The following is a 14,356-nucleotide window of genomic DNA, read 5'->3' on the forward strand; positions in this document are numbered from 1 at the left end:
CTCGGAGCTTACAAACCAAGTTGGCTAAGTGATGGGTAATCATCCGGCCGAACATCGCCATCCCAAGTAAGCAAACGCTCACTTTCGGCGATTGATAAATCATTGATGCTGGCGATCCGTCGTTGCATCAAGCCTTGTGGGTTAAATTCCCAGTTCTCGTTGCCATAAGAGCGGTACCAATTGCCTGAGTCATCATGCCACTCATAAGCAAAACGAACCGCGATGCGATTGTCGGTGAAAGCCCATAATTCCTTACACAAACGGTAATCCAGCTCTCGTTGCCATTTACCGCTAAGAAACGCCTCAATCTGCTGCCGACCTTGAATAAACTCGGAACGATTGCGCCACACCGAATCCGCACTGTAGGCCAAAGCCACGGCGGCAGGATTTTTTCGATTCCAAGCATCTTCCGCTTTACGCACTTTTATCGCCGCCGAGGTGGCATCGAAAGGCGGAAATGGTGGCCGAGATTCGTCAGTCATTGCGCTCTCCTTGTGGTTTGGCTGCCATTGGCAGCCAATACCCTTTACTTATTTTGTTGTGGTTATGGCGGGATCATCACCAAGATTTATATGGCAGGAACTTACCGTTTAGCGTCAGTAACACTCGGTCGCCTTTGGGATCTTCGATTTTGTCCACTTCCATCGAGAAATCGATGGCACTCATGATGCCGTCACCAAATTTCTCCTGAATCACTTCTTTGAGGGTTTCGCCATAAACCCCAACCACTTCGTACAGCCGGTAAATTAAAGGATCCGTCGGCACGGCCTGATCCCAAATTTTGGTTGGAAAGGCAATCAACGCCGTGGTGACTTCCTCGCCCAGCCCTAAGTAGCTGCTGATGGCGGCGGCTTTTTCAGGCGGCGCGCTATTCATGCCAAGACAAGCCGATGCCAGCCACACTGGCGACATATTCAAATCGACCCCCATCTTTTCCCAACTTAGGTTTAACTGGGTCTTAGCGGCTACGATGGCATCAGTCATTTGTTCTTTATTCATAAATTGCTCCTTGTTGTTCAACAACATCAGGTCAAAACAAAGTTATGCAGCGGGCTGCTCCGACTCACTTGCAACAAGCTTGATGTCGGTAGGTTCGGGTTCATCGGTCATATCATCCGTTGGATCGACAATCACAGGGCTATTGTCTGACGATTCGCGCAACGCCAGTTCGCCCGAGCGATTGACGAGGAAATCAACCAAATGATTGCGGATCTTGTAGTAGCCAGGGTGCTCGATGATGTTTGAGCGCTGGCGCGGGCGCGGTAAGTTGATGGTCACTGACTCGGCAATTTTCGCTTCAGGACCATTGGTCATCAGCAACACCCGATCGGCCAGCAAAATGGCTTCATCGACATCATGGGTGATCATAAACACGGTCTGCTGCGACTCCGACCAGATCTTGATTAGTTCGTCTTGAATAATGCCTCGGGTGAGCGCATCAAGCGCGCCAAAGGGTTCATCCAGCAACAACAACTTCGGTTGGGTGGCAAAGGCCCGCGCAATACTGACTCGCTGGCGCATGCCACCCGATAGCTGTGATGGTTTGCGGTCCATCGTTGTCGACAGGCCGACCATTTCCAAGTACTTCTTGCTGTGCGCCTCGACCTGCTCCGCCGACCAGCTTGGAAAACGCGCACGGACCCCGAAGTTGACGTTTTGCAGCGCACTTAACCACGGCATCAGACTGTAATTCTGAAATACCACACCGCGGTCTAAGCTGGGCCCCGCTACTTCTTTACCTTCCATGATGACGCCGCCAGATGACGCTTCGTCTAACCCGGCCAGCACGTTAAGAATGGTCGACTTGCCGCAGCCCGAATGGCCAATAATGCAAACAAATTCGCCTTTCTCTAGGGCAATATTGACGTCCTTGAAGACCACCAAATCCGGCCCTTTGTTGGGGCTTGGGTAGGCTTTACTCAGGCCTTCGACCGATACCAAAGGTTTTTTATCTGTCATGGGCTACTCCTCGTAAGCGACCAAGCGGGAAACAGCTGACAACGCCATGTCCAACAGCATGCCCACCACGCCGATCATCAAAATGGAGAAGATCACGCTGTTTAAATCCAGGTTGTTCCACTCGTTCCACACGTAGTAGCCGATGCCGGTTCCACCCACCAGCATCTCTGCGGCAACAATCACCAGCCAAGCAATACCAATGGAGATCCGCATTCCCGTCAGAATGGTTGGCGCGGCAGCCGGCAGAATCACACTCCAAGCAGTTCGCCATGGGCTGAGCTCATGGGTTTGCGCCACTCGGATCCAATCGCTGCGAACATTGGCCACGCCAAAGGCGGTGTTAATTAACATTGGCCAAATCGAACAAATGAAAATCACAAAGATCGCCGACTGTTCCGAGTCTTTGATGATGAACAATGCCAATGGCATCCAAGCCAAGGGCGAGATCGGCCTTAACACCTGAATAAACGGATTGAGTGCTCGGTACATCAACGGCGACATACCAATGACAAAACCGAGCGGAATGGCAATCAACGCCGCTGCAAAATAGCCGGTCAGCACCCGATAGAGCGAGTAGGCCAACTGAATGCCGATGCCTTTATCATTTGGGCCTGCATCGTAAAAAGGATTGCTCAACTCCTGCCACGCCAAAGCCAACACTTGCGATGGCGGCGGCACCCGAGCCTGATCGTCAGCGCCACCCATTAACAACTCAAACTCGGTTAGCGCTTCCGATGCTTCAGGAGGCTGGTTCATCGCCTCCCACAGCCCCAGCAAAACCGCGAGAAACACTAGTGCAACAACAGTCGCTCGCATGTTCAATGACATCATTAACCCCTTTTGATGGCAAAGCTGTTGACGTAACCTTCCGGATCTCGGTAATCGAAGGGCTTGCCCATGATGGTGTAGTTCTCATAGGTTTTGCTCGGCGCTTCGTAGCCAAGATCTTTCATCACTTTGGCGGTATCCGAAGCAACGTAGACCTGCTCAGCAATGCCTTTGTAATCAATATCACCATCGACATAACCCCAGCGTTTCATCTGCGTCAGGATCCATACCGCCATCGAATGCCACGGGAATGGGTCAAAATCGATCCGATCAGGGACGTCATAAACCTTCTTCTCCAAGCCATCCACATAACGGCCGGTCAGCACCTGGCGAATCACTATCTCGGGCTGGTTGAGGTAGTTCTTTGGTGCAATTGCGGCAGAAATTTCGCTGCGGTTTGCCGGGTCGGCCGAATAGTGGGTTGCATCGACAATGGCGCGGAACAATGCGGTATAAGTGTTCGGCATCTCAGTGGCAAACTTCTGGCTACAAGCAAACGCACAGCATGGGTGCCCTTCCCAAATATCTTTGGTCAGGGTGTGAATGAAGCCAACTTTCTCGTACACCGCGCGCTGGTTAAATGGGTCCGGCGACAGGTAACCATCGAGGTTGCCCGCGCGCAGGTTGGCGACCATTTCTGGTGGCGGGACCACGCGAATTTGAATGTCTTTATCTGGATCAAGACCGAATTCAGCGACGTAGTAGCGCAGCAAGAAGTTGTGCATGGAATAGTCAAACGGCACGCCAAACTTAAAGCCCTTCCATTGCTTCGGATCGCGCTTATCTTTGTGTTTGTTGTGCAGCACAATGGCTTGGCCATTAATGTTTTCTACCGCCGGCATGATGTAGGGCGTCGCAGTAGAGCCTGCGCCCATGGTCATTGCCAATGGCATTGGCGTCAGCATGTGCGATGCATCGTATTCGCCATTTAATGACTTATCGCGAGCAACCGCCCAACCCGCGGTTTTGATCACATCAACATCCAATCCGTACTTGGAATAGAAGCCCATCGGGTGGGCCATGATAATTGGCGTGGCACAAGTAATCGGCACAAAGCCAATGTTAAGTTTGGTTTTCTCGAGCTGACCGATGCCATCTTTTACCGCGGCCTTCACTTTATCGAGCGGTAAAATGGAGCCCAGTGCCGCGGCTAAAGTACCGCCACCCACCATGCGAATAAATTGGCGACGGCTCTGATCATGATGACCAAACATGCCGCGGACGATGGCGCTTTCCACTGCCCGATCCATGATGTCTTCTTGCGTCATTGCCGCTTGTTGACTGGCTTTTTGTTCAGGCTTAACTGACTGGCGAGCTTGCTGATCATATTGATCACCATAGGCTTCAAGCGCCTCTGTCCGCTGTTTGTCGCTCAGTTGCGGTTGGCGTTGCAGTTGGCAATCCATACAATCGCAATCGATGGTGTGCGTCAGTCCGACTTTGTGATCAAAAGGGTTTCCTAAGCTTTTGATGGCCATGCCGTATTTCTCCCTTTGAAAGTACTGTGATTAATTGGCTTGGAAACAAAGCACCAGAGTTGTGCTTGAGCCATTCACTGCACCTAAAACTGCAGCAAAAATGGTCGTTACGCGGCTCGACTGACGGTTAGCGCCCCGTGAATAAGTCGAGTTCGCTGGCCTTGTTCCCTACGCCAGAGTGAGTTGCAAAGACAGAACCAACTTTTCAAAACATGCTTAACTAATTGTTTTTAATTAATTTAATGAGAAATCAAAGGCTCTAGATATGGCTACGAAATTTCGTAGAACACGAAAACTCGTAGTTGCGACCACGACATTTCGTAGTGATTGGCGTAAAAATTGAAATGCAATTCAATATGGACCCTTGTGCGCTCCAACGAGCAGAGCAGTTGATGGCAACAATTGAACAAATCGCTTTTTGGAATTCTCCCGTACCCCAGTTGATGGTGTGCCCCGTATCAAACCTGATTGAAGCGGCCAATAAGTCTGCTTGCCAATTGCTGCAGGTGCCTTTAGCCGAGCTAAAACAGACCCATGCCAGTAGCTGGTTTAATCACTGCTTTACCCAATTAGTGGTATTCACTCAGGAAACCATGATGAATGGCCACGCTTGGTCAGATACCTTGAGCGTCAAAATCGCCGAGCAAGAAACACCCATCACGCTTGAAACACTGGCCAGTCAGGTTGAGCTGGAAGGTCGGCAGATGATTCAGTTTGTTTTTCAGGATGTTGAAAAAATCGACCGCAATCGAGTCCAATCTGACGCCGAGCGCCACTACCGCTCTGGGATTGGTCAATGGCAGCGAATGGCGCGCATTTTTCAGGACTTTGAACGCGAAAATCAGCTTATTCTTGATGCTGCTGGCGAAGGTATTTATGGCGTTGATGCCAATGGCCAAGCCACCTTTATTAACCCTGCTGCCGAGCGGATCTTAGGCTTTCGAGGCGAGGAGTTGATTGGTCGTAATATTCACACCGCCATTCACTATAAACATTGCAACGGCAACCATTATCACGTTGAAGACTGCCCGATTTATGCCGCTTTTCAGGAAGGAGAAGTGCGTCAGGTAGATGACGACGTATTCTGGTCAAAATCCGGCGTACCCATTGATGTGGAGTACACCAGCACACCAATCAAAGATGGCGATCAAGTGGTTGGCGCAGTGGTGATTTTTCGCGACATTACCGAAAAGAAACGCGCCCAGCGCGAGCTGGTTCAAGCCTTAAAAGAAGTCGACCAACTGCGCCAGCAATTGGAAATGGAAAATGCCTATCTACAAGAAGAAATCAGTTCCGAATTCAACAACCACCAAATAGTCGGCCGCTCTCAAGCAGTCCGAGAGCTGGTGAAACAAATTAATTTAGTGGCACCAACGGATGTCACCGTGCTTATTTGCGGCGAATCAGGCACAGGTAAAGAATTAATTGCTCGCGCCATTCATGAATCAAGTAAGCGCAGTAAACGGTCGTTGATTCGGGTGAATTGTGCCGCTATTCCCGCCGAACTGTTTGAAAGTGAATTTTTCGGCCATGCCAAAGGCTCCTTTACCGGCGCCACCAGCGACCGACCGGGGCGATTTGAACTGGCCCATGGTGGCACCTTGTTTCTTGATGAAGTGGGCGAGATCCCGCTGGCGTTGCAGGGCAAATTACTGCGGGTGCTGCAAGAGCAGCAACTGGAGCGAATTGGTGAGTCATCAACGCGCAATGTCGATGTTCGCATCATTGCCGCAACCAACCGAAATCTTGCCGAGATGGTGGCCGCCGGCACCTTCCGCGAAGATCTGTACTTTCGCCTAAACGTATTTCCCATTGAATCAGCGCCGTTACGACAACGAGCGGATGATATTCCGCTTTTGGCTCAACACTTTCTCGACAAAGCCGGTAAGCGACTCAACAAGCCCGACATGCGGATCTCACTAGCCCAACTGGAAACCCTCAAGCGCTATGACTGGCCGGGCAATATTCGTGAATTAGAAAATGTCATCGAGCGTCAGGTTATTTTGGCTCACGGCCAATGGTTAAAGTTTGACGACTTGCAAACCGAGACTCAGCAGCGAACCGAATTGAATATCGCGGAATCAGCCATTGTCACCGCCAGTGATTTAAAGCAACACGAGCGACAGAGCATTATCAATGCCTTGAAACAAGCCAGAGGCAAGGTCTTTGGCCGCGATGGTGCGGCAGAAATTATGGGCGTAAAACCGACCACACTGGCTTCACGCATCAAACGGTTGGGTATCGATGTGCGCCTGTTTAAGGGCGAACATGTTTGATGTTAAAAATATTTGACATCAGATGTCTGCCGAACTAGGGTCTATGTTAAATATTTTTAACACTGGTGTCTGTCATGTCATTCCAAGAAAAGTCAGCCTGGGTAATGCTAGTGGCACTATCCTGTTCTGTTATTTTTTATGTTGTTAGTCTTTTCAACTTAACCATTAATTCAGGAGCATTACCCTCGCCTAGCGCACCCGCTCTACTTGGGTTAGCTATTGTGACTGTCGTAATCGCGATAGCTGGCCATATCATTGCGGCTGTTTTGAACCCAAAGGAAGCCAATGCGCCAGCTGATGAGCGTGAGCGCTTGATTGTCCAAAAAGCTGGGCATCTCTCTTCGCATGTTTTGGCAGTCGGCGTTGTTTTGGCTCTGCTGTCATTTCTGTTGATACAAGACGGACAGATCCTGTTTTATGGGTGTTTTGCCAGCCTTGTTTTAAGCCATTTAGCAGAGTATGCCCTGCACATTGTGTTCAATCGAAGAAGTCTAAATTAATGCCGAAGCCATTCCCGATATCAAATAACGTCCGAGTATTACGTGAACAAGTGGGTCTAACCCAGTCTGAACTGGGTGAGGCGATTGGCGTCACTCGACAAACAGTTGCAGCCATCGAGCAGCGTCGTTATTCGCCATCGCTTGAAACTGCGTTTCGTCTTGCCAGACTGTTTGAAACAGACATTAACGCTGTTTTTTATTGGAATGATGAATCCGAAGAATCAGCATAATCTTGAGCCTGTTGATCTTTGGCTGTAACCAAACAAAAAGGCCGCCCATTTCGAAGGCGGCCTTTGTCAATCAACTCACCGGAAATTAACCACTGTTGCGCATACCGGCAGCAATACCTGTGATGGTAATCATCAGCGCGAGCTCTAAGTGCTTCTGCGCAGCTTCGCACTCTTCATCACCTTCACATGCACGATTGCGTTTCAGCAACTCCGCTTGCAAGCGGTGCAGCGGCTCCATGTAGGTGGCGCGGAGCATAATCGACTCGCGACTCCACTGCTCGCGAGACATCAAGCCCTCATCATGAGTAATCGATAGTACCGTATCGATGTCAGACGCCAATTGATTGCGCAGTTTCACGCCCAATGGTTGCAACTCTGCTGGTACCAACACTTTGTCGTAGTAGGCCGACAAACTAGCATCCGACTTCATGAACACCATTTCCAGCATCAGCATCCGAGTGCGGAAGAATGGCCAAGTGGTGAACATTTCCTCAATCAGTTCGGCCTTGCCAGAGGCCAACGCACTGGCCAATGCTTGTCCCGCGCCCAGCCATGCAGGCAGTACCAGACGGTTCTGCGACCAAGCAAAAATCCAAGGAATAGCTCGCAGTGATTCAACACCGCCGCCAGGTTTACGCTTGGCGGGACGCGAGCCCAGCGGCAATTTGCCCAGCTCCTGCTCTGGTGTCGCTGCGCGGAAGTAAGGCACAAAATCTTTCTCGCCGCGAATAATCGCGCGATAAGCTTCGCACGATTCTTCGGCCAAGCCATTCATCACCTCGCGCCAGCTATCTTGTGGCACTGGCGGTGGCATTAGCATGCCCTCTAGCACCGCGCTGGTGTAAATGGCCAAACTGCGCACCGCTAAATCACTCAGACCGAACTTAAAGCGAATCATTTCGCCCTGTTCAGTCACCCGCAGGCCACCTTTGAGGGAGCCCGGAGGTTGCGACAAAATCGCTTGGTGAGCAGGCCCGCCACCGCGACCAATGGTGCCGCCACGACCGTGGAACAGGGTAATGGCAATATCTTTTTGCTCGGCCAGCGCCACCAGAGCTTCCTGCGCTGAATATTGCGCCCAAGCAGCGGCAAGAACACCAGCGTCTTTGGCTGAATCCGAGTAGCCAATCATCACTTCTTGTTTGCCATTGATGTAGCCACGGTACCAGTCCACAGAGAACAGGCGTTCCATACAATCAACAGCACCATCCAAATCATCGAGTGTTTCGAACAGGGGAGCCACTGGCATGGCATAGCTGATGCCTGCTTCTTTCAACAGCAGGTGAACCGACAACACATCCGATGGGTTACTCGCCATGGAAATAATGTAGGTACCCAAGGTATCTGGGTCGGTATCGGCAATCACCGCACAGGTGTCTAGTACTTCTTGTACCTCTTCACTTGGCTGCCAATTGCTTGGGATCAGCGGACGTTTGCTATTCAATTCCTGCAGCAGGAACGACTGCTTGTCTTCCTCGCTCCACTGCATGTAATCGCCCAACCCAAGGTAGCGAGTCAGCTCGCTGAACACTTGAGCATGACGCTCACCATCTTGGCGAATATCGAGGCGAGTCAGGTGAATACCAAAGCAGTGAACGCGGCGGATAGTGCGCAACAGGCGATCATTGGCAATGGTTTTCATGCCGCATTCAATCAACGAGTCGTAGCACAATTGCAGCGGCACCAGCAGATCAGCTTTGGTATTGATCAAACCATCTTGTTTAAGCTGAGAGCTGCTGCCGTTAAGTGCGCGGAACAGTGCGGCGCGGGTTGCTTTCATCCGGTCTCGCAGGTTTTTGACGATTTCGCGATACGGTTCATTGCTATCAACCACCAACTCACGCACTTTGTCGTTGCATGCGCGCATCGATAATTCGCTCGCTAATACGTCCAAATCAGCGATGTACAGATCGGCTGCTTTCCAGCGGGCCAAGTACAGTACTTCACGAGTAACTTTAGCCGTCACAAATGGGTTACCGTCACGGTCGCCGCCCATCCATGAGGCAAATTTCACCGGCCGGGCATCAATCGGCAAGGACATGCCCAACTTGGTTTGCAGCAGATCATCAAGCTGCTCTAAATAATCAGGTATGGCATTCCACAGAGATGACTCAACCACAGCAAAGCCCGATTTGGCTTCATCCACTGGGGTTGGTCGCTGACTACGAATTTCGTTAGAGCACCACGCTTGATGGATCAGCGATGCCAAACGATTTTCAGTTTTCTGGCGCTGACGGCGCGGTAAATCAGTTTGCTCCAATAACTCCAGACAATCGGCGACTTCCACATACTTGTTGATCATGGTGCGACGACTGGTTTCAGTTGGATGCGCGGTTAACACCAACTCCACCGACAGCTGGTTAATTGCTTCAGCGAGTTTGTCTTTGCTGATTTCCTGCTGCTCGAAGCGCTCGAGCATGTCTTCAAACGGATCAGGCTTGTCGATGGCTTGATTCGCTGCTCTGGAAATGTTGTGGTATTGCTCGGCAGTGTTCGCCAAAGTCAAGAAGTGGTTGAAGCTACGCGCAACGCCCATGAGCTCATCATCGCTCAGGTCATTTAAAGTTGCTTCTAGCTGTTGGTTGGCGTCGCTATCACCAGCACGCGCAGCCTTCGATAAGGTGCGAATGTGTTCGACTTGGTCAAATAGTTCTTCGCCCAAGTCCTGACGAATGACATCGCCTAACAGGTTTCCTAATGTACGCACATTGGCGCGCAAGGCTTCATAGTGTTCCATGAACATGTACCTTCGTTAACGCTGCAAACAAAATAAAACCAGCAAGGTGCCGGTTTCAAAATTAGTGCTGTTACTAAGCGAGGCAAATTGGCCTCGAATAGTTTACCGATTCTATCAGGTATATAAAAAGCCTCAACTTGCCGGCTTTCTGACCACTTTCTGAACACGATCTATTCAATTGTGGTAACTAAAGTTTACAACAGAGCGAATTGAATAATCCATATATTCATGCATTTTTGTTGCATAACCATGCAATCAAAGCTAATGTGTGACTCTCATTTTAAAGGGTGCCCTTTACCCTTGTTTTTTGCCCTGATAATTCTGGAAAAAGTATGTCTCAGTTGATTCGTTGTGCCGTGATTGGAGCCAGCGGTTATACCGGCGTGGAGTTGGCAGCACTGATTGCTCGCCACCCGCAATTAGAGCTCGGAAAAGTTTATGTTTCCGCCGCTTCTGTCGATGGTGGTAAACAGCTGAGTCAACTGCATGGTCGCTTTCTGGGATTACTCGATTTGCCGGTAACCCCGCTTACCGATGACGAATTGGCGCAAGTTGGTAAGCAGCATGACTTGGTGTTCCTAGCCACTGAGCATCAAGTTTCAACCCAACTTGCACCGACCCTTTTGGCTCAAGGCGCCGTAGTGATGGACTTATCCGGCGGCTTCCGCTTTGCCGATGCCGAGGTTTATCCGAAGTTTTATGGCTTTGAGCATGAGCAGCCTGAATTACTGAAAAAAGCTGTTTATGGCCTTGCTGAATGGAACGCCGACGCGGTCAAAACAGCTGATTTGGTTGCCGTTCCCGGTTGTTACCCAACCGCATCATTAACCGCATTAAAACCCCTGCAAGAGGCTGGACTATTGGATGACGTCCAATATCCGGTGATCAATGCTGTTTCTGGTGTTTCAGGCGCTGGCCGCAAAGCCAGCATGACCAACAGTTTCTGCGAAGTCAGCCTGCATCCATATGGCGTGCTAGGTCATCGTCACCAGCCTGAAATTAGTGACCAACTCGGCCGCGACGTTATCTTCACACCGCACTTAGGCAACTTCCCACGTGGCATTGTTGCCACGGTCACAGTGAAATTGGCCCAAGGAGTAACAGCTGAACAAGTTAGTCAGGCCTATCACAAGGCGTATGACAGCAGCAGTTGCGTTCGTTTGTACGATGAAATGGGGCAAACACCAAGCATCAAGAATGTGGTCAACACCTGTCATGTCGATATCGGCTGGAAAGTTGATGAAGCCAGCGGTCACGCCGTGTTGATTGCAGCCGAAGATAACTTGCTCAAAGGTGCTGCTGGTCAAGCCATTCAATGCGCCAACCTGCGCTTTGGTTTGATTGACTTCCCGTTTGAGTCAGGAGCTGCGCTGTGAGTTTAGTGGTTATCAAACTTGGCGGCGCGGTAATGGAGCAAGCTGAGCCTGCGCTGAAACTGTTCAGCGCAGTGGCCGATCTGCAGGCCAAAGGCCATCAGGTGGTATTGGTCCATGGCGGCGGCATTTTTGTTGAACAACAAATGCAGGCCCAGCAACTGGTCAGTGAAAAGCTCAACGGTCTGCGCGTGACCCCTGATGAACACATGCCGGTTGTGGTCGGCGCGCTTGCCGGTTACGCCAACAAACTACTCGTCTCTTATGCCAAACAAAGCGGTGTTGATGCCTGTGGCATTAGCCTCGCCGATGGAGGCATTACCACAGCAACAGAACTGAATCCGAAACTCGGTGCTGTTGGGACGTGTGAAGCAGCTGATCCTGCCTTAGTGCAGGCTCTTTTATCGGCAGGCAAAGTGCCGGTCATTTCGTCCATTGCGATGTCGGCCGAAGGCCGCTTGCTCAATGTCAATGGTGACGATGCGGCAACTGTGATTGCCCAGTTACTAAGCGCCGATTTAGTGCTACTTTCTGATGTCGACGGCGTGTTGGATGGCGACAAACAACTGATCCCACAGCTGGATGAAGCAGGCATTGAACAATTGATTAGCGATGGTGTCATTACCGATGGCATGATCCCAAAAACCAAAGCAGCATTGGCAACAGCGCGGTCTCTATCACGCCCCATTGCCGTTGCTAACTGGCGTTATCCGGAGCGACTGATAGGCCTATTACAAGGCGAGCCAGTCGGCACCCGTATTCTGCCCTGATTAACCGACAAACCGTCAGACAGCGACACATCGAGATAAATTATGACGTTTGAACATTTACTAACGGTCAAGGATCTGGACAAAGCGACCATCGAACAGCTGATCGCCCAAGCCATCGACCTCAAGCAAAACCCGCAAAAATATCAGCAGGCGCTGGCCGGCAAGAGCATTGCTACCATTTTTGAAAAACCGTCGCTGCGAACTCGCGTGAGCTTTGATGTTGGCATCCAAAAATTGGGCGGCCACGCGGTTTACCTCGACCAACAAAATGGCGCATTGGGCAAACGCGAAAGCGTCAAAGACTTTGCCATGAATCTGTCATGCTGGGTTGATGGCATTGTTGCTCGGGTATTCAGCCAGAAAACGCTGGAAGAGCTAGCCGAATACGGTTCAGTGCCGGTGATTAACTCACTATCAGATTTGTATCACCCCTGCCAGGCATTAGCCGACTTCCAAGCACTTACTGAGCAGTTTGGCAGTGTTGAAGGTAAAACGCTGGCTTATGTTGGCGATGGCAATAACGTCACCCACTCACTGATGCTGACCGCAGCCATTCTGGGCTGCAACATGGTCGTGGTGACACCGCCGGGCCATAGCGTTGATGGTCAGGTTGTCGTCGATACTCAAGAGCTTTGCGCCAAGTCCGGTGCCAAATTGGTGATTAGCAATGACATCAACGATCTGAAAGGCGTTGATGCGATTTATGCCGATACTTGGATTTCAATGGGCGACGAAACCCCATTTGAAGTGATTGCCGAAAAATTCATGCCGTATCAGGTCAATAAGCAACTGATGGCGATGAGCGGCGCACAATACTTCATGCACTGCCAGCCAGCGCACCGGGAACAAGAAGTGACTTCCGATGTACTGGACGGCAAGCAATCCATCATCATGCAACAGGCCGAAAACCGCATGCACGCGCAAAACGCCGTGATGCTGGCACTGTTACAGAAATAAGTGAACTAAATAAGAATTTTGGAGCGCGAGATAATGAGCGAAACAATTAAAAAAGTCGTGTTGGCCTACTCTGGTGGTTTGGATACTTCTGCCATCATTCCTTGGCTTAAAGAAACCTACCCAGGTTGTGAAGTAGTTGCTTTCTGTGCCGATGTTGGCCAAGGCGATGAAGAGCTAGAGGGCTTGGAAGAAAAGGCATTGGCCTCCGGTGCAACTGAATGTCACATCGTTGACTTAAAAGAAGAGTTTGCCGCTGATTACATCTACCCAACCTTGAAGACTGGCGCTATCTACGAAGGCACTTACCTGTTGGGTACTTCGATGGCACGCCCAGTGATTGCCAAAGCCCACGTTGAAGTGGCACGTAAAGTTGGTGCGGATGCGGTTTGTCACGGTTGTACTGGTAAAGGCAATGACCAAATCCGTTTCGAAGGTTGTTTCGCAGCACTTGCTCCAGATTTGAAAGTTATTGCTCCTTGGCGTGAGTGGACCATGGAGTCTCGTGAAGACTTGCTGGCTTACCTCGCAGAGCGCAACATCCCTTGTTCTGCCAGCCTGACCAAGATCTACAGCCGTGATGCCAACGCGTGGCACATCTCAACCGAAGGTGGCGAGCTGGAAGAAACTTGGAACGAACCTTCTGAGCAAGCTTGGGTGTGGACAAAATCACCAGAGCAAGCACCAAACGAAGCGGAATACCTGACCCTGAAAGTTGAGAACGGTGAAGTGGTTGCCCTGAATGGCGTAGCACTCAGCCCGTATCAAATGGTCGTGAAGTTGAACGCGATTGCTGCCGAGCATGGCGTTGGTCGGGTAGACATCGTTGAGAACCGTTTGGTCGGCATGAAGTCTCGCGGTTGTTACGAAACGCCGGGCGGTACCGTGATCATCGCCGCGCTAGAAGCGATTCGTGAATTGGTGATGGACAAGCGTTCACGCGAGTGGCTACACACCGTTGGTGAGCAGTTCGCACACTTGGTCTATGACGGCCGTTGGTTCACGCCGCTAAAAGATTCTCTGTTAGGCGCTGCCGATGCCTACAGTGCTGACATGAACGGTGAAGTTGTGCTGAAGCTTTACAAAGGCTCAGTAACCGCAACTCAGAAGCGCTCACCAAACAGCCTGTACTCTGAAGAGTTTGCTACTTTTGGTGCTGACGATGTTTACGACCAAAAACATGCTGAAGGTTTCATCCGCTTGTATACACTATCAAGCCGGATTAAAGCGCTGAAAGATCAGGAGAAGTAA

General features: G+C 50.7%; 13 protein-coding genes. 7 read left to right on the forward strand and 6 right to left on the reverse strand.

The genetic code is table 11. The features are described from left to right. Positions 1 to 8 precede the first annotated feature (8 nt). The 5 genes from IC617_RS00555 to IC617_RS00575 form a co-directional block, all read right to left on the reverse strand. Positions 9 to 482 (reverse strand): nuclear transport factor 2 family protein, encoded by a 474-nt coding sequence (locus tag IC617_RS00555; RefSeq protein WP_191143037.1) that lies wholly within the window; start codon positions 480 to 482, stop codon positions 9 to 11. 76 nt (positions 483 to 558) lie between these two features. Next, positions 559 to 999 (reverse strand): cyanase, encoded by a 441-nt coding sequence (gene cynS, locus IC617_RS00560; RefSeq protein WP_191143038.1) that lies wholly within the window; start codon positions 997 to 999, stop codon positions 559 to 561. Between the two features lie 42 nt (positions 1,000 to 1,041). Then, positions 1,042 to 1,959 (reverse strand): ABC transporter ATP-binding protein, encoded by a 918-nt coding sequence (locus IC617_RS00565; RefSeq protein WP_191143039.1) that lies wholly within the window; start codon positions 1,957 to 1,959, stop codon positions 1,042 to 1,044. 3 nt (positions 1,960 to 1,962) lie between these two features. Further along, a complete protein-coding gene (gene ntrB / locus IC617_RS00570) occupies positions 1,963 to 2,787 on the reverse strand; it encodes a nitrate ABC transporter permease (RefSeq protein ID WP_224745695.1) in 825 nt (274 codons plus the stop codon). A gap of 2 nt (positions 2,788 to 2,789) precedes the next feature. After that, positions 2,790 to 4,265 (reverse strand): CmpA/NrtA family ABC transporter substrate-binding protein, encoded by a 1,476-nt coding sequence (locus tag IC617_RS00575; protein WP_191143041.1) that lies wholly within the window; start codon positions 4,263 to 4,265, stop codon positions 2,790 to 2,792. Positions 4,266 to 4,657: 392 nt separating this feature from the next. Here IC617_RS00575 and IC617_RS00580 point away from each other — a divergent pair, with 392 nt between their 5' ends. From IC617_RS00580 to IC617_RS00590, 3 genes are all read left to right on the forward strand, one after another. Next, on the forward strand, positions 4,658 to 6,541 hold the full coding sequence (locus IC617_RS00580) for a sigma-54 interaction domain-containing protein (RefSeq protein WP_224745696.1): 1,884 nt from the start codon (positions 4,658 to 4,660) through the stop codon (positions 6,539 to 6,541). Positions 6,542 to 6,615: 74 nt separating this feature from the next. Then, a complete protein-coding gene (locus IC617_RS00585) occupies positions 6,616 to 7,041 on the forward strand; it encodes a DUF2178 domain-containing protein (RefSeq protein ID WP_191143042.1) in 426 nt (141 codons plus the stop codon). Further along, entirely contained in the window at positions 7,041 to 7,271 is a 231-nt protein-coding gene (locus tag IC617_RS00590) for a helix-turn-helix transcriptional regulator (protein WP_191143043.1), read from the forward strand. Before IC617_RS00585 ends, IC617_RS00590 begins: the two co-directional genes overlap by 1 nt. An 85-nt stretch (positions 7,272 to 7,356) precedes the next feature. On the opposite strand, the gene ppc is transcribed toward IC617_RS00590, so the two are convergent. After that, a complete protein-coding gene (ppc, locus tag IC617_RS00595; RefSeq protein ID WP_191143044.1) occupies positions 7,357 to 10,008 on the reverse strand; it encodes a phosphoenolpyruvate carboxylase in 2,652 nt (883 codons plus the stop codon). A 341-nt stretch (positions 10,009 to 10,349) separates the two neighbouring features. Between ppc and argC the strand changes: the two genes are divergently transcribed. Genes argC through IC617_RS00615 form a run of 4 tightly spaced genes read left to right on the forward strand, consistent with a single transcriptional unit; the run spans position 10,350 to position 14,356 of the window. Beyond that, on the forward strand, positions 10,350 to 11,384 hold the full coding sequence (gene argC, locus IC617_RS00600; protein WP_191143310.1) for an N-acetyl-gamma-glutamyl-phosphate reductase: 1,035 nt from the start codon (positions 10,350 to 10,352) through the stop codon (positions 11,382 to 11,384). Then, a complete protein-coding gene (argB, locus tag IC617_RS00605; protein ID WP_191143045.1) occupies positions 11,381 to 12,151 on the forward strand; it encodes an acetylglutamate kinase in 771 nt (256 codons plus the stop codon). The genes argC and argB overlap by 4 nt, the downstream gene beginning before the upstream one ends. A 42-nt stretch (positions 12,152 to 12,193) precedes the next feature. Further along, a complete protein-coding gene (locus IC617_RS00610) occupies positions 12,194 to 13,108 on the forward strand; it encodes an ornithine carbamoyltransferase (protein WP_087504130.1) in 915 nt (304 codons plus the stop codon). Positions 13,109 to 13,141: 33 nt separating this feature from the next. After that, the gene (locus IC617_RS00615) at positions 13,142 to 14,356 is read left to right on the forward strand and encodes an argininosuccinate synthase (protein WP_191143046.1); all 1,215 of its coding nucleotides are present in this window, start codon (positions 13,142 to 13,144) and stop codon (positions 14,354 to 14,356) included.

It is taken from the genome of Neiella litorisoli (assembly GCF_014773395.1).
Taxonomy (GTDB): Bacteria; Pseudomonadota; Gammaproteobacteria; order Enterobacterales; family Neiellaceae; genus Neiella; species Neiella litorisoli.